This window comes from Pyrolobus fumarii 1A, assembly GCF_000223395.1.
GTDB lineage: Archaea > Thermoproteota > Thermoprotei_A > Sulfolobales > Pyrodictiaceae > Pyrolobus > Pyrolobus fumarii.
The window spans coordinates 460,482-484,439 of record NC_015931.1 but is presented as its reverse complement, the minus strand read 5'-3'; the positions used below and the strand labels follow the sequence as shown (position 1 = coordinate 484,439).

Genomic DNA, 23,958 nt, shown 5'->3' with positions numbered 1-23,958 from the left:
AGCGGCCTACTCAAAACCGCAACGCTCCCCAACTCTGTAGTGAGAGCGAGCCGCTAGAGACATCCCTGTTGGCACCCCCGGCCAGCTAGTGTAGGCGTATGTGTGGACGCCGCGTGTACTCGCCCTCCTCGCCCTCCTCTACCACGTGCAGCTCTACGGGCGCATCCCACGGTAGGCCGTGCTCGTCGATAGCCTTTAGGAGTATGTCGCGTGCGAGGCCGCGGCGTTTAGCCCCCCGAGGAACCACCACGAGGATGTCTATGTCGCTCAGTACTGTTATGCGCCCCTCCGCCACACCGCCTACAACGTAGACCCTGGCGCCGGGCACGAGCTCCGCCGCAGCCCTCGCAACCTTCTCGGCGTACTCTCTCCAGCGGCGCAGGTGCTGGAAATGATACCTAACCCATCTTGACACGCTTGGCGACCCCCTCGAGCATCCGGATGAGACTCTCCGCGAGACTGGTCATCCTCGCCGCGTCGGCCTCACTGTACCCGACTTCACCGTACCTGGCGAGGGTGTAAGCCTCCTCAGCCTCTATGAGCAGCCCACGGTGCTTAGCCACGAAGCTCCTCACAGCCTCAGCCTCCCTCCCGTACCCCGCCTCCTCGAGCAGCCGCGCCAGAAGCCCGAGAAGCTCACGCAACCCATGCCCCCTCACACGCTCCCCGAACAACTCGTAGAGAACCGACTTGATGTAGAGCTGCATCGCCTGCTCGGCAAAGAAGACGGCCAGATCCGGATCCCTAGCCTCCCGCGCCTCCTCAAGAAACCCCAACGCCCTCCTCCTAAGCACCAACACATACTCGCCACTCACAAGCAACACCCACTACTATCGCGCATCTACACTGGCTATGGATACCAATAAATTATACCGGATTTGAGAGGCTTGACAGAGTATGATAAATACGGCGAGAGATACGGGATCCTCCATCAGGCCTAGGCAATCAGCGATGCCGCACTGCATTCCAATTTTACCGGTTCCGCTGTTCACTAGCCACGGCGAACACTTCACGATAGTTAGTATAGCCTGATGCTGGCTCTAAGCGCATATCAGTCACCCTCCGCGGTCATAGTAATTGGCGTAACGTGGTTGTACGGTAGCAGCTTTGAACATCTTGTAAGTGGCTGCGGCGTGAGAGCCTACTAACCCTAGTGCCAGGTGTTAGTATAACTTCAATCGCTACAATCGTTACATGTAGTGCGACACTTAGTACGTATGCTAACTACCCTTGACGATACATATTGATGTTTTATGCTCCCTCTCGGTCTTGTATGCTCGTTGTATGCCAGCAAGTGTATATGCGCTAGAAAATATTTGACTGGTTAACGTTTTTACCTTGCGATAAGCACATACTTGTGGATGGCCATGTCCCTCGTTGAGGGTCAAGAGTGTAGATCTGCCCGTGTCGACTCCTTCAGAGTGTCTAAGGCGGCTCGTCTTCTCCACGAGGCTTTCGTGAAGGAGGCCAGGTACGGTCCTGTTGACAAGCTTGGTTTGGCTTCTGGCCCAGACTCTCTCCTGGTGGCACTGTTCGAGGTTGAGAGGGGCGTGAGGAGCGTCATTGAGAATGTTGAGGAGAGGAGGCGTGACGAGTGGGACAGCCTAGTCGAGATTGTCGAGGCGATTGCTAGCGACGCCAGGAGGTCAGAGTGCGTTGAACACGCTTTGCGTCTCGCCCACGAGCTTGCTGTGAAAGCTCTTGCTGGTGGGAGGTGATGGGGCGTGACTGTGAACAAGAAGACCGAGCTTCAGAAGCTTCTCAAGAAGCTTGAGGGTGGTGGGGCGGGCGGAGGGTCTAGTATGGAGACTGGTAACGACCGGGAGGAGAGAAGTGCATGTTGCAACATCAAGTTGAGGTGGATTCAGATTGTCTACAGGTTGCTAGTGAACGTCGACGCCCTCAACATGGTTGAAAGCGTGGGGAACGTGACGAGGAGGAGGACTGTCCCCGTCATAGTCCCGAGGGCTCCAGGACAATATGTGGTCAGGTGGGTACCTGCAGTCAGTGGAGAATCTCTAGCACACCGTTACCAGATGGAGATAGTCGAGCTGGCAAAGACAAAGTACACCGAGTGCAGCAGTAGGATAGACTACTGGAGCGAGCAAGGTGAGCTACTCAAACACTGGGATCTGGGCTTCTACCAGAAGCAGTGCCAACAGGCTGAGCAGGGCAAGGCACCTAAGCCCAGAGGCTGGGAGTGTGACCTCGCTAATCGCTATGCTGGTAGGAGAGAGGGGTTCTCGCTCAGCGACCTACAGGATATTGAGAAGCGGATTGTTGACAATAGCCTCGTGGAGGATATTGGGGGTTTCCTGGTCACTCAGGGACCCACGAGGAGGACTAGCTGCATACGCTTCTCTTATCTCATACCAACGCTCGACGCTATCGAGGCGACGCAGCTTGACCACCAGATGCACGTTAGGGGCGCGTTAAAGGCACAGTCGTTGAGGCTACCTGGCTACGAGGAGGCCATCCAGGTCCCATACTACGTGCAGGTCGGGTCGGTGCTCTACGGCGGCAACATCGAGCTTGACCTCTGTTGCGTGGGGAGCTATAGCATAGCAGGGGGGTGCGTGGAGGACAAAGAGTGCACGCTGACATTGAGAAGGTGCGTTGCTCTGGATGCACTTAGGCCGTTGCTCGAAGGCGATTTTGGAGCCAAGAGGTCAAGGTACAGGCCGCATAACGTCACCGAGCTTGTCATAGCAGTTTTGAGCGACAGGCCGGTGCCGCTACCCCCAGCGACACTACCCCTCGAGAACCTTGTGGAGGAACTTAAGAGGAAGCTAGACGACTACAAGAAGCTCAATGTTGACGTGAAGCTCGTAGCATATGTCACGGCAGCCCTAGGCAGCAACTACGCCGAGAGGCTCAGGCAGCTGATAGGCAGGCTACCAGGTGTTGAGATAACGAACACCATACCCGACTTGATCGGGAGGATTCGAGACAATGTAGGCTTGCAGTGCACCGCCAGGTGAAAACGTCTTGGTACTCCGAGCTGCTATTGCGGTATACCGCGTCCACTGGGGGTTGTCGAGCCGAGCGTGGTTCGGAAGCGCATCTCAACCTTCATACCTACTCCCCCCGCCAACCACAATTCTAGGGGCGCTAGCCAAGACCCTCCACGACCTCGGGTTGCTGGGTACACGCGAGTTCATAATTACGAGTATCGGCTCCGGGTCGATCTTAACTAGCGGCGCTGCATCCATAATAAAGATCCTCGGTAGGAGATGGTGGGTTTCGGCAGCCTGGCTCTCACCCTCCATTAGAACCGGTATACTCATACGCTACTTCACAGGCCCGTATCAGTCGCTCAAAACTAGGCGTGAAGACCTCCCGCAGAAACTCGCCGTCCACGAGCTCTTTGCGCCAATAAAGCTAGGGTACACGATTTCACCCCACGGTAGGGTAATGGTACTGGTTGCATCCGAAGACGGGGACATAGACGCGCTCAAGACGGGTCTGCAGCATGTCTCGCGGCTTGGCGGTAAAGAGTCGTTTGTCGATCCCCTGGCCGTGTTTGAGGCTCAACTTGTAGAGGAGCATGGTGTCAACGAGATTGTGACACCCTGGCTCACGTTGAGAGAATGCGTTGGAAATGTTTACGGAAACTATGTGGCCGAGAAGACGCCTGTACCACGCGACGCGGACGAGCTTATATGCAGCTACTCGGCTGAACCCTGCAGTAAGCTAAACCCAAGCTTAACCAGATTCAATGTGCTACGCGAAGCGATACACCCCAGATACCCGGGTTGGGTGCGCGTAAAAATCAACACGGATAAGTGTGGCGTGTATCGCGTTGAGAGTTTAAACTCTGTTTTTCCCTCTAAGCGTGAACCTACAATAGAGTATATACTCGTGCATACGCGTATAGTCATACCCAGGGTGCGGGACCATGGCAAAGAAGCGGGTTAAGCGTGCAACCGGGTCGAGACGAGCGGCAAAAGCTCCATCTACACCGTCTAACACGGCTCGCATCTTCGTCCCGCCGCCGGAGGCACTTTTAGCGAGATCACTCGCTTTCACACTAGCGGCAATCACATGGTACATTGCGAACTCTGAGGATCTTAGAAGATGCGTGAAGACAAGTGTAAAGTGCGACTGTAGAATCGAGCACGGTTACAACTCCTCGGCTAAAGCCGAGTACATCGAAATAACGTGCAATCAAGGGTGTAACATTGACACAAGCACGCCCTCTATGTGGGGGATGAATGCAAGTAGTCTAACATCCTCATCCTGGGATAATATTACGCTAAGCTACGACGAGAGTAGCCAAAACTGTGTTTGGAAGGCTGGGGGGTTCATAATGGGCAAGAGGACGAGAGCGGCGCAGGATCGTGTGATTACAAATCCTCTGCGCTACTTCTACGCGAGAGGCTATGCATCCGAGGCGAACCAGAATGAGCAAGCCGGGAGGACACCTAAGCCTAGGAAAGGTTTTATAGATGTCTCGCTCGGCGATCTAGCGCCATTTATATACGCTCTCGATGCTCTTCGCGAGAGGACTGTCTATCCACGCAACCGCGAGGCACGTGCAAAAGCGAAGCGGATGCTTAACGTGCTTCTAGGTGATCTCGGTGATGCCGACTTGAGTCTACATGAGGCTGTTTATGTGTTGTTCCAGCCGCGCCTAGACAACCAGTGCAAGATTGACGTGAGATCAATTGTCTACCGCGTACCTGGTCTAGGTAGGCAAGTTGAATTTGTGCAGTACTTTGGTGATGTCGTTGGCTGGACTTATAGGCTGCTTGTGATTGAGGTTCTTCACAGCGTGTCTGAGGAGAGTATCGAGCTTCTCCCCAGATGGCCTAGCATCGTTATCGTAAACTACCCGGAGGACACTAGGTTCATGGAGACTACAGTAGTGAGTGGCGAGGATCTACTACTAGCCTATCAGAGCGTCGCCTCCGCTGCCGACGAACTTGGCTTGACTTTGCACAGGCTACTCACGATGCTCCGGTTGTTACCTGGTTGTATAATCGATGCGGCTTCGCACGGCGTACTGAACGAGAGTGGGGCGCGTGCGGTTGCAGCCCAACTTACGCCACTCTACGACTTTATCCTGCAGGGTAGTGTCGACCGCGACATCTTCTACTCTGTTATCCGCAACTTGACATCCGTGAATGGAATTACACGCGTTGACACTTGCGCCCGCGTGCTGAGATCCGCCGGGGGTGGTTAAGATGAAGATAGGCACAGGCAAGGCTCCTACAAGACTCCTTCTCGATAGACTGGCGAGGGCTATCGACGAGTGTCTCGAGAATGGCGGGTTGGTTGTCGGGGTGCTACCAACGGGTTATGGCAAGACTAGCTTCGTCAGACACAAGCTTATCAGTAGGATAGCAAGGGAGGGTCTTCGAGTTGCTCACGTGCTTCCTTTGCGCGCTATAGTCTCTGAGGCTGCTGTGAAAGCTGCCTCCGCCGCCAAGGGTCTCGGGGCATCTGATGTTGTTGGCTTCCAGGCTGGTGTTCTTGTGAAGGGTGTCGCTAAGTCCCCCTACCTTGCCAGGGACTACATGATAGTGACGGTTGATAGCTTCGCGCTCTCGTTCTACGGGATTCCCGTCTATGAGCTTATGAGGAGCGCGTGGCACAGCGACGTTGCCTATACTCTCGCCAGGAGCTTCAACCTGCTCATACTCGACGAGTACCACTTGATGGTCTCTGGGGATGGTGAGGCAGAGGATGATGAAATCGATCTTCTCAGGAAGCAAGCTGGCGTAATCACCAGTATCGTCCGGGAGTATGTTGGAAGTGGAAGGTGTGTTGCTGTCTTCACTGCAACACTACCGCCAAGTCTACTTGAGGCTGTATTATCAAATGCCGGTGTAAAGTCCAACGTGTGGCTCGTAGGCTATGGTGATAGACAGTGGAAGCTCTACCAGAGGCTTCTCAGCGTGCTCGGCAAGATCGCAGTGAGACTCGAGGAGCATATCGGCTTCGATAGGGGGTTTGAAGCGGAACACTGCGGTTGCATTGATACTATAGTGAAGAGGGCTGAGGTTGTAGACTCTGTGGTTGATCTTGGGGCTCTTCTCGACGAGCTTAAGGGGAGGTTCGAGAGTGGCGCCAAGAGCGTGTTCATCGCGTTCAACTCGTGGAGGAGGGCTTACAAGACGTTCAGCGAGTGGGGCTCTAGGCTCGAGCGGGAGCTTGGCTGTAAACCCGTGCTTGTGACGGGGAAGATGAGTGAGGAGCAGCGTCACGATAAGCTCGAGAAGGTTGAGAAGCTGTTGAAGGATGGTGATAGAGTTTGTCTCTTCGCAACGCAGGTTGTCGAGGCTGGCGTCGACCTCGACTTCGACATTCTCGTCTCGGAGGCTGCGCCGCTGCCTGCTCTCATCCAGAGGGCTGGCAGAGTAGCGCGACACCGTAAACCGAGCGACATCAACACGATCATCATAGTCTATGACGATGCGGAGAAGTTGAGAATTGTAAATGGCATCTATGATACTGATGCAACGAGAGAGACCCTAAACTTGGTTGTGAATGTGCTAGGATGCAGGGTGTTTGATGGTTGTAGGGGCTGCCTTGACTGGAGGTGCGGCGGTGTAGATGGTTGCGAGACTGTATGGCAGCTTCTAGGAGACCTGGACTCTAAGGTGTACTCGGTGAAAGTTAAGGCTGCTGAGCCGTCAACTGAACTCGAGCAGTTGCTCAGGCGTTTATCAACCCTCGCTGAGCCTCCACGTAAGATCGTGAAGGTGCTTGACGAGAAGCTCAACGGAAGCTTCGTACGGAAGAGCACCCTGATACCTCTGCTACCCCCCAGTGATATGGTCGTGGATGGTAGGGAGGTCTCGGAGAGAGAGGTTGAAGAGCTGCTAGGCAGACTCGTTGCTGTCGACAGCAGGTTCATCCGGAAGTATGGTGAACGCTACCTGGAGCATCAGGATGGAAGCGTGAAAGCTGTGCTTGTCACGCTCGATGAGGGTAGACTTAGGCTTAGGGTTAGGAGTGATGTAAGCCTCTACGAGCTTGCCGAGAGACCCCTCTATACCATGTGGAGGCTCGCTGTCTACACTGATGCTAGGCTTCTCCTAGGCTTCCTCTTGAAGCGGGATGTGTATGACCGGGAGAATGGGCTTCGGGTGGTGTAGGGTGATGTGGCAGGACACGTACAGAGGTGGCGGTGTGAGCCTATACGCTAGATTCGAGTGTGTCGAGACGAGCGGTGGCTATAAGCTTGTTAAAGAGGTGCTTGTTGAACACCTGGTAGGCTCGGCTATAGCGGCGTGTGCCCTCGCGAAAAGGCTTGGCGTCGACCAACGTTTTGCCATGCTAGCGGCCGCTGTGCACGACATCGGCAAGGTGCTTCACAACTTCTTGAACAAGAGGAGGATCGAGGATACCGAGAGGAGGGGTTGTGAGTCGAAATGGAGGCTCTCGTTCAGATACCACGAGGTTCTCTCCGCGGCTGTCTATGGTTATCACATGTGGTTCCACGGGGAGAGTTCACAGGATAGCGCGATAGTCGCACGGGCTGTGTTGCTACATCATCAGGGTTTGAGGGGCCTCGAGACTAGAGTCTATCTCGACGGGCTTGCATGGATATCAGCTAGAGTCGCGGGCATGAAAAGTGGTGAGAGGGGCGAGTTCATCAACAACATGAGGGACGTTATAGTAGAGGTTGCTGAGAGCCTCTCGAGATGCAAGGTGGGTGTAGAAGAGCTTAGACCCTGCTGCGAAGTGTGCAAAAAGGTGTCAAGAGATGTAGCTGAGGACTTGAAACACTTGGCTGACACTCTTGAGCGGGTAGGCATCGAGCCTATACTCGAGCATGCCTCGACACTACTACCTCACTGGGCCTCAGTTCAGGAAGATAAAGCTGTGGAGGCTAGAAGGGTGTCGGGCGTGTTGATGCTAGCAGACAATGCTGTAGCAAGAATGCACTGCCGAGAGGAGTCCAGCACACGCTTATACCCGGAAGAGGCGCGGTGGATGATCATGAGGAGTGTTGACATAGAATGCCGTCGAGAGGGGGACACTATATGAACCAACGTCGTCAAAGCATGTAGTGTATGTAAACCTCTCCTTTTCTTATAACCTTATAGTAGATGCTTCACGTATCACTCCGTTGCTAGCGTGGCAACTCTTTCTCTCCTCCGAGTTCACAGAGGAGCTGACTTGGCCTCGAGGCTTGAACGCCACAACCCAGCCCCTCCTCCTGACCCCAATCTTCCCTGGCATCTTGGAACCTTCTCGAGAACATACCTCACGAAAACCATCTTTGACATGGGGTATCCCGGCGTCGAAGACTATACCGGTAGATAAAACGGAAGACCGCAGCCTGGCTCCTCGCGACAAGTGGGCGACAGTATGGGCTGGTAGCCTTTAGAGCCAGGCGCATACCGTAATCTAGCGTGAAACTCTGGCCCATCACGGTTAAGCAACTTCTGAAAGCCTAAAATGAAAAGTAGAAATGTTCAGGAAGAACATAACTGTCAGCAAAAAGGCTACTTTCAATTCATTCTTGGTTGTTTCCCCACGCGGCTACATCAACCACCAGCCGTACGACGGCGACTGCTTTCAATTCATTCTTGGTTGTTTCCTCTCCATACCGCGCACGCCGCCATATATCAATCGTCATCCTTTCAATTCATTCTTGGTTGTTTCTCATATCGCAATACGTTGCAGCGTGGCCGCTCCTAGCTAAAACTTTCAATTCATTCTTGGTTGTTTCAGGAGCTACACTGGGGGTTGCGAGCGGCGTTACCAGGAGAATTACTTTCAATTCATTCTTGGTTGTTTCATCGACTAGGGTTCACCTGGATATAGAGTGCAAGCCCCTCAACTTTCAATTCATTCTTGGTTGTTTCGTTACGCTCGTACAACGCCTTGAGCGCTGGGTTCTCAGTTATGCTTTCAATTCATTCTTGGTTGTTTCCTAGAAGCGCCCGAGCGCGTCAATCGGCGCTGGTATAACGCCTTTCAATTCATTCTTGGTTGTTTCTTCGCCGCGAGCGCCGTCCCAACGCTAATCCCCACAGCGAGTATCACCTTTCAATTCATTCTTGGTTGTTTCCTACTGGGCTGTAACGCCAAACCTAAAAGATAAAGTGACGATACTTTCAATTCATTCTTGGTTGTTTCACGAGCTCAAGAGTAATCTGAAAGCTATGAAAAATACTATCGAGCTTTCAATTCATTCTTGGTTGTTTCTCCGCCTCCAGAGTGCTCGACGCTAGTGTACCAGCCCTTGTGCTTTCAATTCATTCTTGGTTGTTTCTCGAGCGTACTGCTGAGCGTACCAGTATGCGTGCCACCAGTTCCTTTCAATTCATTCTTGGTTGTTTCGGTGGTAGTGTCAGGTGGGTGGCGCGGCGTGGCACCGATAACTTTCAATTCATTCTTGGTTGTTTCCAAGATCATAACCGCGGGTGTGGTAACCGGCAAGGTGGTTCTTTCAATTCATTCTTGGTTGTTTCACGCGCTTCAAGCCCGAGGGGCACTACGGCGCCGAGAAATACCCGAGAGCTTTCAATTCATTCTTGGTTGTTTCAGCGACCAGGTGGACAAGGCCAGGATCATCACGTTGAAGCTGATCCTTTCAATTCATTCTTGGTTGTTTCCGTGGTGTTGGCCGTGGCCCACCCCGAGCTCATGCGTAGGCCTTTCAATTCATTCTTGGTTGTTTCACATCGTTGCTTTACGTAACGGGATTATCCTCGCGATCGCTTTCAATTCATTCTTGGTTGTTTCCGAACTCCGCAATCTCATTGTGCCCATAGACGCGTTCGAGAATGTCTTTCAATTCATTCTTGGTTGTTTCAGGAGCCCGAGCCAGAGCCTAGCCCCGAGCCCCGGCCTGGGAACGGGAATCTTTCAATTCATTCTTGGTTGTTTCATGATGAGTCACTCGGTGGGTTGGATGAGCGTGGAAAAGAACAACGAAACTTTCAATTCATTCTTGGTTGTTTCTCCGTCTATGAGGCGGTAACCGCCCGAACCGGGCCCAGTGGGGGCTTTCAATTCATTCTTGGTTGTTTCCCCTGCAGCCCAGGCCGCTGCTCCTCCTGCCCTGTATCATCCCGCTTTCAATTCATTCTTGGTTGTTTCAGACGAGCCTGTAATCAGTTCTACACTCACACGGGTCACCGTCTCTTTCAATTCATTCTTGGTTGTTTCCCGTGTCAACCTGTCAATCAAACCCGCTAATGTCATTAGTGTCCTTTCAATTCATTCTTGGTTGTTTCGTAGGAGGCTTGAGGAGAAGTTCAAGGTGATTGATGAGCTGGTTGACTTTCAATTCATTCTTGGTTGTTTCTGCATCTCCCGGAGACCAGGAACGCCGGCGAGGTCGTGACGCTCCTTTCAATTCATTCTTGGTTGTTTCGCCTTCGCTTTGTCCTTCTTTATGCGGCGGTGAACCGCCACCTTTCAATTCATTCTTGGTTGTTTCAAGAACTTCCACCTTAGCGAGTCCCAGAGTTGGTGCCCATGCTGCCTTTCAATTCATTCTTGGTTGTTTCATCAGAGGGGCACGTCTGTGGGTGGGAACCTAGATACGTCAATGCTTTCAATTCATTCTTGGTTGTTTCAGAGTTTTTACAGGCGCCTCCTACGCGCCTGGTTCTACCTCCGCCTTTCAATTCATTCTTGGTTGTTTCTGCACGCTTGCCGTGTGGTTGTAAGGTCTCTCTCCTATTTATCTTTTTCTCTGTTGTCTTTGTTTCTGTGGTTGGGGAGGTGTAATGGGCTTCAACGGTGCCCTTGCGGGACGGTCCAGCGGTAGTACCGGGTTTATAAGCAGAGAAAAGCTTAAGTATGAGTTTACAGCGGTCTTGTGCTACTCTCAACCAGTCATAGTCCCATAGGCAACGGTCCACCGGTAGTACCAGGGGTTAGAAGCGTTACGCTGAAGGGTGGAAAAAGGATTTCGTGAGGGCTTGGCTTATGCTTTTCGACTCTTGGCTTGTTTCCAGTGTATTTCGTGGTGTAGTTTTAGCCATGGTGTTGGTGTGTAGATGTTGCCGTGTGCCTGGTTTGCTAGTTGTTTGTTCCTGAGCCAGCGGAGGTGTTTCTCTGCGGTTGTCTTTGATATGTTTAGGTGTTGTGCTGCTCTTGTTGGTGTTGTTCTGCCCTCCTGTAGGAGCAGGTGGGCTATCCGCGCCCTTGTTGAGGCTAGGCCTCTCCCGGTGATTATGGTAGTGACTGGATCTAGTGTTAGTGTCGTGTAGGGTTGTTGGGGGTCTAGCGTGGCCAGCGTTATGGTGATGCGCGCGTTGTTCGTCAGGGCGTGTAGGAGTAGTGCGGTGTAGACGGGTATCGCCATGGCTGGCGGGGCGTTTATCAGGGCGTGTATCGCGTTGTAGTCTCTCACCGCCTTGTAAGCTTCGTGTGTGGCTAGCGGGGGGTTGGCCACCGGCAGTTGTATGAGGTGTGCGTCCTGGTAGCCTAGCCTCGTGGCCACCAGGCGTATCTCGTGGTAGGCTAGTAGTGCTGCTCTTGTTGGCGGCGCTGGCACCGCGACTATCACGGTATCCGCGTGGCGGTGGCGGATCACGTGTTGTATGGCTCCCTCCGGGCTAGCCTGGATGACGTAGAGTAGCGCCTCGATGTGTCCCACCGTTGTGGGCGTCTGGTAGTACCGGCGGCTATTACCGGGGCTGGCCGATGGCGTTCAGAGCCCATGGTCCAGGCTAGTAGCGGTATTACCGTGGATGGACCGTGGTTTATGATTCGCTTTGATGGGGGTGTACGTGGCGCGGTGTTACCACCCCTAATATGGTAATACCTTTTGGGTGCCTGCTCTGCTCGCGGCCTCGTCGCTCGCCCGAGCGCTCCGCAAGCTGCACCTACTGCGGGCTGCTGATCCCGTCGAGGAGCGGTACCGGGGGTGGAGCTGGCACAGTAGCCCGGTAAAGCCGAGGTACTTCGTGGGGCTCGGGGTGTCTGAGGTCGCGTACCGCTACTGCCCGACCCGGCGTGACCTCTGGCTCCGGAGGGTCCGCGGGCTCCGAGGGCAACCCACCGAGGCGATGCTCAAGGGGCGGATCGTCCACGAGGCTTTCAGGCTGGCTGCGCGTGACCTCTCTAGGCTCGTCCTGGGCGAGGGGAAGAGCACCGAGGACGCCGTGGCCGAGCTCGTGGGCGGCGCGCGTGAGAGGGCCTCCGTGATACTCGAGTCTGCCGGTATAGAGGGAGACGGTGACGGCATCGCCGTCTTCGCGGCGCGCGTGTACAAGAAGATGGTGTTCGCGTGGGCCCAGTGGATGGAGGAGACTGGGGCGCCGCCCTGGATAACAGAGTATGAGGTCGACGGGGGTCTGCTGGGGCTCTCCAGGAGGCTTCGGGTGGATGCACTGGCCCCCGGGCTTGTCGTCGAGGTGAAGTATGGGAGGTGGAGCCGCGACTACCCGGTGGCGCTCGCGGGCTACGCGATGGCCTTGGAGGCTAGCCTCGAGATACCCTTCGACTATGGCCTCGTCATACTCGTGAACGGCGATGGCTCTAGGTTGACCCTGGAGCCCGTCTACATCGGTAACGAGGAGCGAGCCGAGTTCCTCACTGCGCGCGACGAGGCTGCGGAGATCGTCGTGTCGCAGGTGGACCCTGGGAGGCCTCCTAGGTGCCCCGACCAGTGCCCGATGCGCCTCGTGTGCGCCCCGTAGCGGGGGTGGCGCTGGTTGGGAGGAGACGGGGCTCCCCGGGTGCTGGTGGTCTCCGCTAGGGGCGCCAGGCTGCGCGTGCACCGCGGGGCGATAGTGGTCGAGTCTGTGGATGGCGGGGGTAGGAGCCGGAGCGTCGTGCCTATCGCGGAGGTAGACCGCATCGTGATAGTCACGTCGCAGGTGAGTATTACGAGCTCGGCGGTGAGGAGGCTGGCGAGGCTCGGGATAGACATCCTGTTCCTAGACGCCCGTGGCAACCCGGTGGTTACCCTCACACCCCCGTGGGTGAGCAGGACGAGCGAGACGAGGATAGCCCAGTATAGGGCCGCTACGGACCCCTCCTCGAGGCTCGCGGTGGCCAAGAGCATAGTCTACGGGAAGATGCTCAACCAGGCTGGGTTCCTCCGGAGCCTGGCGCTCGAGAGGGGCGAGGCCTGGCTTCGAGACGAGGCCGAGAGGATCGAGGAGTACGCCAGGAGGGCTCTGGGCGAGGATAGCGTCGATAGGCTGCGTGTGCTGGAGGCGCACGCCGCGAGGAGGTACTGGGGTGCGCTCGCCGCCCTCCTGCCGGGCGACGTGGGGTTCCAGGGGAGGAACCACGACTCCCCAGACCCGATGAACACGATCCTCAACTACCTCTACGCGCTCCTCTACGCGTGGGTACACCGCTACCTCGTCATGTACGGGCTGGACCCCTACGTGGGCTTCATCCACGCGGATAGGAGCGGGCGCCCAACCCTAGTATACGACTTCGCGGAACTCTTCAGGGTCTCGGCAGTCGACCGCCTGGCCTACAAGCTGCTCGCGGGCGGATGGAGGCCGGTGAGAGACCCGCAAACCGGCCTCATGGATGCGGAGACGCGCTCGAGGCTGGTAGCGGAGTACGCGAGGTGGGTGAGGGAGAGGGTTGTGAGGGACGGGGCGACGGGCAAGAGCGACACCCTAGAGAGGCACATGGCGAGGCACGCTAGGCTCCTCGCGCAGGCGGTGCGCAGCGGCTCCATGTACGCGCCGTTCCGCGAGGCGGTGAGGTAGCCGTGATAGTGATAGTCGCCTATGACATAAGCGACGACTACAAGAGGGATAGGGCTGCGAAGCTCCTACTCTCCATGGGCTTCCAGAGGATCCAGAGGAGCCTCTATGCGGCGAGGGGCGGGAGGGAGAAGGCGAGGCAGGTGGCGGCGGCGCTGAAGAGGATAATAGACCCGGTGACGGACCGGGTCGACATCATACTCGTCCACGACCATACGTGGGAGACGAGGATAGTGATAGGCGAGGGCGCCAACATACCCGGCGCGAAGCCCAAACCCGGAGTCACCCTAGCCTAGCCCTACCCTCCCCCAGGACCGTGAAGCCGTTCTCGCGGAGCGCCCGGACGGCGCGGCCGGCGAGACCGCTCGGGACTAGTGTATAGTCGCGCTCTAGGCTCGAACGGGTCACCACCGGCACCCGGCATCAGCGAGGATGCGGGCCACGCGGGCGAGGAGCCCGACTACACCCGGGTCTAGGACGTCGCTAGCCAGGGCACGGTAAGGCCCCACACACTCCCCGCCGACCATAGCCCCCGACACGATAGTCACCGATCCACTCGGGTCACGGATCACGGCCAGCGCGTCAACCTTACAGTCGATCTCCCCCGACTCTACACACCCGGCACTCGCCGCCGAGGAGACGAAAGACTTGCAAATCGGCGACCCGCGCTACAGCCCAGCTACCCCCGGCTTGTCGGGGCTACGCGGCAGCCCCAGCCGGGGTCGAGGAGACCCTCGCTACACGCGCCCGCCAGGAGATCTGCAAGCTGAACGCCGCGATACACCCTACTATCGCCGATCCTCGTGTAGCCCGCGCCTAGTACCCTCCCGGCACGCCTAACGGTACCGCTACCAGCCAGGTGAGCGTCGACAACGAGCGAGACGCTGTAGCCGCGCATGCACCCGGAGACTCTTGACACTGCCTCGAGGAGAAGCTCCCCCTTCACCAAGCCGGTCTCACTACTAGACCCCACATGCCCCCTCACGACACTGTAACAGAGGCTGGCCTCGAGTATAGCCCCGAGAACACCCGATACATCCAGGCCCCTGCGCCTCGCAGCCTTCTTCACACTCCTCCATTTAAGCTCGCCCCGGCGCCAGCCGAGGAGCCCAGCCAGCCTCTCGTAGAGCCCGCCCGGCGTGGCATCAAGGCTAGCGTCCTTCTCGAAGCACACGAGAGCAACGCAGACGCTACTACATGGCGTGAAGGAGCCACCCTCATCGGCGAAACAAGCGACTTTGACAGCTTTCAAGCCCCCGCCCTTGCGCCCGGCAACACTCAAACACCTATAACGGAGCCGCACGGTGAGTATAGTACGGGATGAGGGAGCCCCTGTGAAGGCCCCGGATGCCCCCCCGTGCAGGGGGACGAAGTAGGGGCCGAGGGGCCCGAGGCGCCAGGCTGCTAGCAGCCTCTCGGCGGATGGATGCGTTACACCGCGGCATTGGACCTTGGTCTTGTTCTAGCTTGGCGTGGCGGCTCTCGGGCCTTGACGCGAGCTTCTGAGAACCGCGTAGAGCGCCCGGTGTGGTGATCGCGGGCCGTGGAGCTGCTCAAGCCCCTCTACGGCTAGCGTTTTCCCGCCGCGTCTCCGCAACCTCCAGACGCCTTGAAACGGCAAAGCTCTGCGGGGCCTAGGATGCCCCGATGCCCTCCTTCGTAACCCTCTTCGCGGCACTGCTCTATGGGGGTGCATGGCTTCGACGCTTGGCATGTTGGCTGTCTCTTCTATGAGCGTGGCTGTGCAGCTCGTCTCTGGGGATGAGGGCTTCGAGTATGAGCTTGGCTAGCCCCGGGTAGTGCCTCGAGATTCTCTCGATGTGGCCTGGCTCTACCCTCCAGCGCGCCATCGTGAGCATGGTGTGGTCTCGGTGGCGCGTGACGCGCCGCGGGGGACCGGCGACCGTGAGTCTAGCTGAGGTCTCGGGTCCCCCTCGAGACGCTACGCGCGGCAGACAACATCCTCTCTAGCCACTCGCGGGTGGGGCATGGCATAGCCTCCACCATGCACATGGCCCCGACCACCGTGTCGGCGGCCAACCGCGGTATTCGAGCCGGGTGTCGCGCGTGGCGACCCGGCGGCTCGCTCCGGGGATTGCTGGTTTAGCTCTGGGTGTCCCGTGTACCGCGCCGGGGGTTGCGGCTGGTTGAGGATTGTTGGTAGGGAGGTTGAGCTGCGGAGGCTGGAGGAGCTTGTCGAAGAGAGGGGCTCGCGGCTCGTCACGGTGCTCGTGGGGCCCAGTGGCATCGGGAAGTCTACCCTGGCGTCTAGTCTCCGCGAGCGTCTAGACCCCCGGGCGTACCTGGTGGTATACCTCCAGCTTCTCGAGCCGGTGCGCGACGTTAGGCTGTTGGCTGGGAGGCTCGTGTCTAGCCTGGAGGGTGTCGGCGGCCTCGCTAGGAGGGCTCTTGTGGAGGCTGTGGCCTCGATCCTGCGCGAGAAGATGGGTGTCGATCTGGGTAGGGTGGCGCCCCCTAGGACGCCACTGGAGGTCATCGGTGACGCCCTGTCCGCCGCCGTCGAGAGGTGTGAGAGGGAGGGTGTGAAGCTCGTCCTCGTTATAGACGAGGCGCAGAACCTCATCACGGGCCTAGGGCTCCACGTGTGGAGCTTTGTGAAGCTGCTCGCCACGCTACAAGAGCAGCACCCTTACTCCTTCCGCGCCCTCCTGGTCACCAGCGACTACGGGCTATACGAGACGCTGTACCGGGAGGCCCCCGGCGTGGACTACCTCGACACCTTCTACCTCGGCGAGATGACGCGCGTCGACGCCAGGAGCCTAGCCGAGGCCCTCAACGCGAGGGAGCATGACGAGCTTCTAGACGTGGTTGGCGGGCACCCCGCGTTGATCCAGGAGGTGCTCGCGTCCAGCTCGCCTAGGGCGGCTTACCGCAGGAGGCTGAGAGCATACAAGCGCGCCGTGCTAGAGGCGCTGGCCGCTGCACGGCGGGGCGAGGCGCGGGACGTGCTCATGCGCCTCGTGGAGGGCCCCATGCCCCTCGAGGAGGCTTACTCGCTGCCACCCGAGCACCACTCGCTACTAAAACACCTGACCAGGCTGAACGTGCTCCAGCTGGGGTGTGGCGAGTACCTAGGGGTTTACGAGTGGAATAGGGAGTGTGGGGAGGTGGATACGAGGGTAGAGGTGGAGGAGGGGGTAGGGGAGTGCGGGGGCGGCGGGCCGTGCGGCGCGCTAGACAGCATCGCGCCAGCTAACCGCGTCGCGTTGGCGGCGCTCGCGTCCCTAACCGGCGCGGCGGGCCCCACGTGGCTACGCGAGGCGATCGGCAGGGGCATCCCAGGCGCCTAGAGCCTCGGCGTAGACCCTAGACGCTCCTCTCGGGGCACCACCTCCTCCACCTGCACGCCAGGCACTTCTCGGGCGGCTGGGTGACCGGCGGAGGCAGCGGCCTAGACACGGTCTCCAACACTCTCTCCACCAGCCTCTCGACGATACTGAACGACCCCCAGTCCAGCTCAAACCACAACACCCGGCCGCGATGAGCATCGACAAGCCCCACGCGCTCCACACGCAGCCCATTCTCCCGCGCAACAACCCCGTACAGCAGCGCCTGCACACGATACAGCCTAGAGTCTATCCTAGCAACCCACTTCACCTCGAGGAGAGCCCCCCGCGACGGGCTATACGCGTCGGGAGCCACGACGATAGGCCACCTGCGAGAAGCGAGAGGAGGGAGCAACCTGGCATCCCCGAAACCCAAGCCATGCAAAACCTCCAACACCCTCGAGTGACCCTCAACACCCTCAAGCATACGAGGCGTCACCGGAGGAGACACACCCAGGTTAACAGAGAGCCACGCAGCAACCGGACACCACACAAACTCCTTCACAACACCACCACCAAACCTACCAAAACAACCAACAACACCACAACACACACCCAACAAACCACCAAAACAACACAACCCACACAAGCCAAGAGCCGAAAAGCATAAACCACATCTCTACGAAAAACTTTTTCTACCACTCAGCGTAATCCTTTTAACCCCTGGTACTACCGGTGGACCGTCGCTCACGGTTCCATGGGTGGATGTGAGGTACTCCCGACCGCTGTAATCCGGTATTTAACCCTTGCCCGGCTTATAAACTCGGTACTACCCGCGGACCATACCCCACGGCCATCTGTGCCCGGCACGACTACACTCAAATCACAGAAACAAAGACAACAGAGAAAAGAATAAATAGAAGAGAGACCCTATAACCACACGGCAAGAATGCAGAAACAACCAAGAATGAATTGAAAGCCCATAACTCACGGCAGCCACCCACTCGCGGCCCTTCCTAGCGAGAAACAACCAAGAATGAATTGAAAGTCCAGACCAACCAGCGTACACCGCCTACGGCAGGAGAAGCTGGGACGTGACGCTGAAACAACCAAGAATGAATTGAAAGTACCTTGATTATCGCGAGGCCGGACTCGACACGGATCGTTTTGAAACAACCAAGAATGAATTGAAAGCACCCCGATCGGAAACGTTATCCTCCCCTCCTCTATCCGCAGAAACAACCAAGAATGAATTGAAAGAGTGGCGTTAGCAACCACCGCGTCATGATCTGCATTACGACGTCGAAACAACCAAGAATGAATTGAAAGTACTAATTCTCTCAGTTTCATGCCCTCACCCCGCATTACAAGAAACAACCAAGAATGAATTGAAAGTTACATTTACTAAAGGCAGGCCCGTCAATATCTTGATTGTTTTGTATTGAAACAACCAAGAATGAATTGAAAGATACATTCTTAGCTTATCAAGTAGACCAACACTTTTCAGTACGAAACAACCAAGAATGAATTGAAAGTAGCACGTTTATTATCACCATAAATCACCGACTAGCATATCACTGAAACAACCAAGAATGAATTGAAAGTCTGGACGCACCCGCAACGGTCGTAGACCACCGACTTGAACACCGAGCGAAACAACCAAGAATGAATTGAAAGATACAACAAGCCCGCGAGATATACGAGATTCTAGTGAGGCTGGAAACAACCAAGAATGAATTGAAAGCATGCCGACCCTGTGTTCCGCGGGTGGATCGAGAGCTACGAAACAACCAAGAATGAATTGAAAGGGTCGCTACCTTGCGCATCTCGGGAGAGGGGTAGACCCATGCGGGGAAACAACCAAGAATGAATTGAAAGCGACTCCCGCGTGGACGCCGGCGCAGAGAGCTACAAGACCAACGCGGAAACAACCAAGAATGAATTGAAAGGTACGCGTTGGCGTCCGCGAAGCGCTGAAGTACGCTGTTAAGAAACAACCAAGAATGAATTGAAAGTCTCGCTACACACCGGCCTATCGTCACTAACACACTGCCTCGTGAAACAACCAAGAATGAATTGAAAGCGCTTGCCTCCACACCCTCAACGCCAAGTGCGGCGGCCAGGAAACAACCAAGAATGAATTGAAAGACATCGTAGATGTAGATCCGTGCACCGGGCTCCAGACCGCGAAACAACCAAGAATGAATTGAAAGTATGACACTATGACACGATGGGAATTTGCAGGGTCGTGTAGTGAAACAACCAAGAATGAATTGAAAGCATTATTTGCACCACTAGTATCCGTCGTAAGACTTCTGGAAACAACCAAGAATGAATTGAAAGCATTCTCGCGTATCGCGGTTATGAGCCTTGGCTCCTCCATGTGAAACAACCAAGAATGAATTGAAAGTTATACCCCCGCGCATACCCTCTATACGCGGTGCGGGGATCCGGAGAAACAACCAAGAATGAATTGAAAGCAATCACGAATAGCGTCAGGCCAACGGTGGCGGCGGTTCCAGAAACAACCAAGAATGAATTGAAAGGCGTTTTTGCTACTATGCGGGCTATCTCTGTGAAGTCTCTCACCTCGTGAAACAACCAAGAATGAATTGAAAGTACGAAGAGCTGCACGCGCACGCCCGGGGCTAGGAGCTGGTTGGTGACCAGGACACGGGAAACAACCAAGAATGAATTGAAAGCTCGTACCAGATGTCGCCGTCCTCGCCATCCACCATAGAGAAACAACCAAGAATGAATTGAAAGTCGAGGCTATCCTGTCCTCGAAGGTCTCAACCGCGCCCATGGAAACAACCAAGAATGAATTGAAAGGGGGTGAGAGCCGTGCCCCTCAACGTGAGCGTAGAGCTAGAGAAACAACCAAGAATGAATTGAAAGTAGGCTCGCGAGCTCAACCTGCTCGGCGCTCCTGCCGTAGAAACAACCAAGAATGAATTGAAAGGACCGACGTGGAATATGTCAGTATGCGTTGCCACTATCACTATGCCACGGAAACAACCAAGAATGAATTGAAAGCGAATTATGATTTGGGTTCGGAGCAGATGCTAGAACAATCCGAAACAACCAAGAATGAATTGAAAGGCGGGGCCTGGTGGGGCCGTCGGCCCCGCCACTGCCGGACGCCAAGGTGAAACAACCAAGAATGAATTGAAAGTCCGTTCCTCTCCACGTTGTCAAACCTCACCGCCTCGGGCCTGGCGAAACAACCAAGAATGAATTGAAAGCCCTATAGTCTATCATCTCGGCGAGGTAGTCCAGAGCCTCGATGGAAACAACCAAGAATGAATTGAAAGCTCGTCACGTTGAACGTTATCTCGAAGGTCGTGTTGCCAGACGACCCCCTATGAAACAACCAAGAATGAATTGAAAGTGGGACCGCCTCGCGGGCGGCGGCCCTGAGACCGCCATCTTCTCCGAAACAACCAAGAATGAATTGAAAGGGAGGAAGCTGAGGCCGATTGCGAGAGGGGCCACGGCCAGGAAACAACCAAGAATGAATTGAAAGGAGCAGCTCGGGGTGCTCACCGCGGCGCGTATACTACGCGACGAAACAACCAAGAATGAATTGAAAGCTACCCTCCTGGGCCAGCCTCCTCACCTCCTCGAGCGAGAAACAACCAAGAATGAATTGAAAGCTACCCGAAGCGCGGGGGCGGGAGAGATGGATCTCGCGCGCGGAGAAACAACCAAGAATGAATTGAAAGTCGATAGCCTCTCGCTGGGTGCGCGGCGTAGCCGTCTGCTCGTCGGTAGAAACAACCAAGAATGAATTGAAAGTTTTTGATAACCCTCGCGCCACTCCTGGCGCTAATCCTACTGCCCTGAAACAACCAAGAATGAATTGAAAGAGTGGAGGCTGCCGTCATCACCGCTCAGCCGGGTGGGAGAATCAGAAACAACCAAGAATGAATTGAAAGCACTAGTCTCGAAGAACGCCCCGTTGCCCTTCACCGTCTCTATCCTAGAAACAACCAAGAATGAATTGAAAGGGATACCAGATATCTCGGCGGCAACCTCGTCGGGCTTCGCCTGAAACAACCAAGAATGAATTGAAAGAAGTGGATGGGGTACGCCGTTGACCAAGTAGTGGAGCTATTGAAACAACCAAGAATGAATTGAAAGGTATATGGCGAAGCATACAAGCATGGCTACAGCTAGGCCGGGTTGCGAAACAACCAAGAATGAATTGAAAGCCATACTCGGGTAGGTAGATACGGTGCCCGCCTATGCTATTCGTAGGAAACAACCAAGAATGAATTGAAAGGCTATTTCTACATAATCACCGTTTCCGAGGCACGGCGCTGGTTTGAAACAACCAAGAATGAATTGAAAGGTTCGCTGCACACACGGTGATGCGGTTGTGACCACGTACCCCGGAAACAACCAAGAATGAATTGAAAGTATGCTCAACGACGCTCACGCGGTTGAAGAAGTCCATGATGAAACAACCAAGAATGAATTGAAAGCTGACCTGACACGTTGAACGCGTACTCTCCCGGGTTACACTGCGTGAAACAACCAAGAATGAATTGAAAGGCACTTCACGAACACTTCGTAGTATAGCGGCATGCTACTGGAAACAACCAAGAATGAATTGAAAGCTGGGCAAGGCGGCCAGCAGGGGGGCGCTGCTGAAGGTCTACGCGAAACAACCAAGAATGAATTGAAAGCTCGCGTCAACCCTCCGCTCCTCCAGCAGCCTCTCCAACGCGAAACAACCAAGAATGAATTGAAAGTGCGCCAGGTGGTCGAAGTGCACGTCAACCTCGTTGCCATCGGAAACAACCAAGAATGAATTGAAAGTCGCCCTTGAAGACGCGCGCGCCAAGCTCCTTCGGGCTCGGGAAACAACCAAGAATGAATTGAAAGCCCAGCGGCTCGTCAACCATGCAGCGTACCCGCAACCCCCTACGAAACAACCAAGAATGAATTGAAAGGAGGCAATGGCGATGGGCACGCCAGCGGTACACCTCGCCTACGAGGAAACAACCAAGAATGAATTGAAAGTATCATCCCAGCCTCAGCCTTCGAACCCTTCAACTCCTAGGAAACAACCAAGAATGAATTGAAAGTGGCTACTTCACCTAACTCCTTCTCGAGGATCCTGGCAATTGGAGAAACAACCAAGAATGAATTGAAAGCACTGTGAGCTTGCTAGTGCCTCTAACGCTCTCATAGAGGCTCTCGAGGAAACAACCAAGAATGAATTGAAAGGTAAGCTACGAGCCGTTCTGTGCAATAAAGGCTGCAGCAGCGAAACAACCAAGAATGAATTGAAAGACCCATGGTGACTCGCTAGTGGCGTAAACGTGTACTCCCCTGGCAGTCGGGTAGAAACAACCAAGAATGAATTGAAAGGTCCAGCACCGGTATAGACTCCACCACGGCTTCCAGCAGCGCCGAAACAACCAAGAATGAATTGAAAGGATGTCCGGGGCTAGGCTGGCTGCGGCCACCAGCACGTTGGTAGGAAACAACCAAGAATGAATTGAAAGTTCCACTTGCCCTGCCACATTCCCGTCAAGAGGGTTTCGAAACAACCAAGAATGAATTGAAAGAAAAGATAAAGTGACGATAGAGGTACGTCTGTGCGAGACGTATCCGTGAAACAACCAAGAATGAATTGAAAGCGTGGAATAAATCGCTCAGAGGCGATTCGTAGAGCTATCGAGGAAACAACCAAGAATGAATTGAAAGTCGCGTTATATTATATTATAGCCGCGCGCGTCTATATATCGCGCGTTTTGTGAAACAACCAAGAATGAATTGAAAGCCGGTCGTGACGTTCAGGTAGGGGGTGGCGTAGAGCGGTGAAACAACCAAGAATGAATTGAAAGAACTAGCATCGGGTTGGTGTGTTGGCCGTGGCTCGCTACAAGGGGAAACAACCAAGAATGAATTGAAAGGAGCACATGCTGAGGGAGGGGTGTCCCCGGGCGCGGACACAGGAAACAACCAAGAATGAATTGAAAGCCAACGGTAACGACACCCGGCGTATCGACAATCGCGGGGAGAAACAACCAAGAATGAATTGAAAGCTTACGGTTTTGGTGTTGGCTGAGGCATTGGTGGCAAGTTTGGGAAACAACCAAGAATGAATTGAAAGTACACACTATCACTAGCCAGGCTATCGTTCGGCTACCACACCCGAAACAACCAAGAATGAATTGAAAGGGTGACATAGACCGTCTCCTCGTCACGGTCACGGCCTAGGAGCAGGCGCTGGAAACAACCAAGAATGAATTGAAAGATACACACGCCCTTCTTGCCGGTTGTGACACACACGTCATGCTCTCGAAACAACCAAGAATGAATTGAAAGGTCAATGCCTGACTCTGGCGGCACCTCTTCACCACGTAGTATTGCGAAACAACCAAGAATGAATTGAAAGGCATGCGGTTGCAGAGTAACCCTCGAAGACCTGGATTAAGGCCTACAAGGAGGTGATTGTGCTCATCCGGGAGGTTGTGAAGAAGCTGGAGGAGGTGGCCTCGAGGGTGGAGGGGGAGGTGGCTACCCAGTCACGGCAGACGGTCTACGCTGTGCACCTGGAGCCTGCGTAGGCCGGGACGTGGCCGGGGTACGCGCCGTGCACGTGGCTATCCCGCTGGCTACGCCGGAGAGCGCCCAGAACCACTTCGCCGCCCTGGACAGGTACCCGGGTTCTGGTCTGTCGGGCGTGGCTATGAGCGGCTCCTCTAGGACCACGTAGACCCTCGTGACCCTCGCCACCCTAGACCCGTTGTAAGCGAGGACGGCGGAGTGTCTCGGGTCGACCGGCCACTCCACGACCCAGAGTATCCGCTTCTCGGCCCACTGGAGCCTCCCATTGTACCAGGGTGGGGTCACCAGGAGGGCGTCCGTGCCCAGGGACTACGCGGCTCTGTGGCGTGTGGTCGGGTGGGCCGTCTTCCACACCTACCTGTGGTGCATCGTGGGCCGTTTGTGGACTCGCGGTCCACGCGTATAGGTTGTGGCTGACGCTGCTCCCGGGGTTTAGT

At 55.5% G+C, this 23,958-nt stretch carries 18 protein-coding genes and 2 CRISPR repeat arrays; of the genes, 10 read left to right on the top strand and 8 right to left on the bottom strand.

All coding sequences use genetic code 11. The annotated features are described in order from the left end of the window. Positions 1-85: 85 nt before the first annotated feature. Entirely contained in the window at positions 86-415 is a 330-nt protein-coding gene (locus PYRFU_RS02560) for a nucleotidyltransferase domain-containing protein (protein WP_014026060.1), read from the bottom strand. Next, complete coding sequence (locus PYRFU_RS02555; protein ID WP_048192254.1) at positions 399-815, bottom strand: HEPN domain-containing protein; 417 nt, start codon at positions 813-815, stop codon at positions 399-401. Before PYRFU_RS02555 ends, PYRFU_RS02560 begins: the two co-directional genes overlap by 17 nt. A gap of 552 nt (positions 816-1,367) precedes the next feature. On the opposite strand from PYRFU_RS02555, the gene PYRFU_RS02550 reads away from it, so the two are divergent. The 6 genes from PYRFU_RS02550 to PYRFU_RS02525 are packed head-to-tail and all read left to right on the top strand — an operon-like array spanning position 1,368 to position 7,998. Further along, positions 1,368-1,718, top strand: coding sequence for a hypothetical protein (locus PYRFU_RS02550; protein ID WP_014026058.1), 351 nt, complete (start codon positions 1,368-1,370; stop codon positions 1,716-1,718). A gap of 6 nt (positions 1,719-1,724) precedes the next feature. Next, complete coding sequence (locus PYRFU_RS02545) at positions 1,725-2,981, top strand: DevR family CRISPR-associated autoregulator (protein ID WP_014026057.1); 1,257 nt, start codon at positions 1,725-1,727, stop codon at positions 2,979-2,981. A gap of 7 nt (positions 2,982-2,988) precedes the next feature. Next, a complete protein-coding gene (cas5, locus tag PYRFU_RS02540) occupies positions 2,989-3,918 on the top strand; it encodes a CRISPR-associated protein Cas5 (RefSeq protein ID WP_014026056.1) in 930 nt (309 codons plus the stop codon). Next, positions 3,899-5,185, top strand: coding sequence for a hypothetical protein (locus tag PYRFU_RS02535; RefSeq protein WP_014026055.1), 1,287 nt, complete (start codon positions 3,899-3,901; stop codon positions 5,183-5,185). The genes cas5 and PYRFU_RS02535 overlap by 20 nt, the downstream gene beginning before the upstream one ends. 1 nt (position 5,186) lies before the next feature. After that, on the top strand, positions 5,187-7,103 hold the full coding sequence (locus tag PYRFU_RS02530) for a DEAD/DEAH box helicase (RefSeq protein WP_014026054.1): 1,917 nt from the start codon (positions 5,187-5,189) through the stop codon (positions 7,101-7,103). A gap of 4 nt (positions 7,104-7,107) precedes the next feature. Continuing rightward, positions 7,108-7,998: a CRISPR-associated endonuclease Cas3'' gene (locus PYRFU_RS02525; RefSeq protein ID WP_014026053.1), complete on the top strand. Its 891-nt coding sequence runs from the start codon at positions 7,108-7,110 to the stop codon at positions 7,996-7,998. Between the two features lie 45 nt (positions 7,999-8,043). On the opposite strand, the gene PYRFU_RS10375 is transcribed toward PYRFU_RS02525, so the two are convergent. Together PYRFU_RS10375 and PYRFU_RS02520 are read right to left on the bottom strand one after the other, a co-directional pair. Further along, complete coding sequence (locus PYRFU_RS10375; protein WP_014026052.1) at positions 8,044-8,193, bottom strand: hypothetical protein; 150 nt, start codon at positions 8,191-8,193, stop codon at positions 8,044-8,046. A 269-nt stretch (positions 8,194-8,462) separates the two neighbouring features. Further along, positions 8,463-10,613: direct repeats of the CRISPR family, unit length 25 nt; unit sequence CTTTCAATTCATTCTTGGTTGTTTC. Between the two features lie 284 nt (positions 10,614-10,897). Beyond that, positions 10,898-11,572, bottom strand: a complete 675-nt coding sequence (locus tag PYRFU_RS02520; RefSeq protein ID WP_014026050.1) for a DeoR family transcriptional regulator — start codon at positions 11,570-11,572, stop codon at positions 10,898-10,900. Between the two features lie 175 nt (positions 11,573-11,747). Between PYRFU_RS02520 and cas4a the strand changes: the two genes are divergently transcribed. The 3 genes from cas4a to cas2 are packed head-to-tail and all read left to right on the top strand — an operon-like array spanning position 11,748 to position 13,945. Continuing rightward, positions 11,748-12,617: a type I-A CRISPR-associated protein Cas4/Csa1 gene (gene cas4a, locus PYRFU_RS02515; protein WP_014026049.1), complete on the top strand. Its 870-nt coding sequence runs from the start codon at positions 11,748-11,750 to the stop codon at positions 12,615-12,617. Between the two features lie 45 nt (positions 12,618-12,662). Continuing rightward, on the top strand, positions 12,663-13,652 hold the full coding sequence (gene cas1, locus PYRFU_RS02510) for a CRISPR-associated endonuclease Cas1 (protein WP_052296915.1): 990 nt from the start codon (positions 12,663-12,665) through the stop codon (positions 13,650-13,652). Positions 13,653-13,654: 2 nt separating this feature from the next. Continuing rightward, the gene (gene cas2 / locus PYRFU_RS02505) at positions 13,655-13,945 is read left to right on the top strand and encodes a CRISPR-associated endonuclease Cas2 (protein ID WP_014026047.1); all 291 of its coding nucleotides are present in this window, start codon (positions 13,655-13,657) and stop codon (positions 13,943-13,945) included. Here cas2 and PYRFU_RS10655 read toward each other — a convergent pair. Then, positions 13,932-14,057: a hypothetical protein gene (locus tag PYRFU_RS10655; RefSeq protein ID WP_014026046.1), complete on the bottom strand. Its 126-nt coding sequence runs from the start codon at positions 14,055-14,057 to the stop codon at positions 13,932-13,934. The two genes, cas2 and PYRFU_RS10655, sit on opposite strands and share 14 nt — an antisense overlap. Positions 14,058-14,328: 271 nt before the next feature. Further along, the gene (locus PYRFU_RS02500) at positions 14,329-14,901 is read right to left on the bottom strand and encodes a hypothetical protein (RefSeq protein ID WP_014026044.1); all 573 of its coding nucleotides are present in this window, start codon (positions 14,899-14,901) and stop codon (positions 14,329-14,331) included. An 895-nt stretch (positions 14,902-15,796) separates the two neighbouring features. Between PYRFU_RS02500 and PYRFU_RS02495 the strand changes: the two genes are divergently transcribed. Beyond that, a complete protein-coding gene (locus PYRFU_RS02495; protein WP_014026043.1) occupies positions 15,797-16,960 on the top strand; it encodes an ATP-binding protein in 1,164 nt (387 codons plus the stop codon). A 16-nt stretch (positions 16,961-16,976) separates the two neighbouring features. Here the strand turns inward: PYRFU_RS02495 and PYRFU_RS02490 are convergent, their stop codons facing one another. Beyond that, entirely contained in the window at positions 16,977-17,555 is a 579-nt protein-coding gene (locus PYRFU_RS02490) for a CRISPR-associated protein Cas4 (protein ID WP_014026042.1), read from the bottom strand. 335 nt (positions 17,556-17,890) lie between these two features. Continuing rightward, a CRISPR array of direct repeats spans positions 17,891-23,348; the repeat unit is 25 nt; unit sequence GAAACAACCAAGAATGAATTGAAAG. Positions 23,349-23,470: 122 nt separating this feature from the next. Further along, the gene (locus PYRFU_RS10370) at positions 23,471-23,806 is read right to left on the bottom strand and encodes a hypothetical protein (RefSeq protein ID WP_014026040.1); all 336 of its coding nucleotides are present in this window, start codon (positions 23,804-23,806) and stop codon (positions 23,471-23,473) included. Between the last annotated feature and the right edge of the window lie 152 nt (positions 23,807-23,958).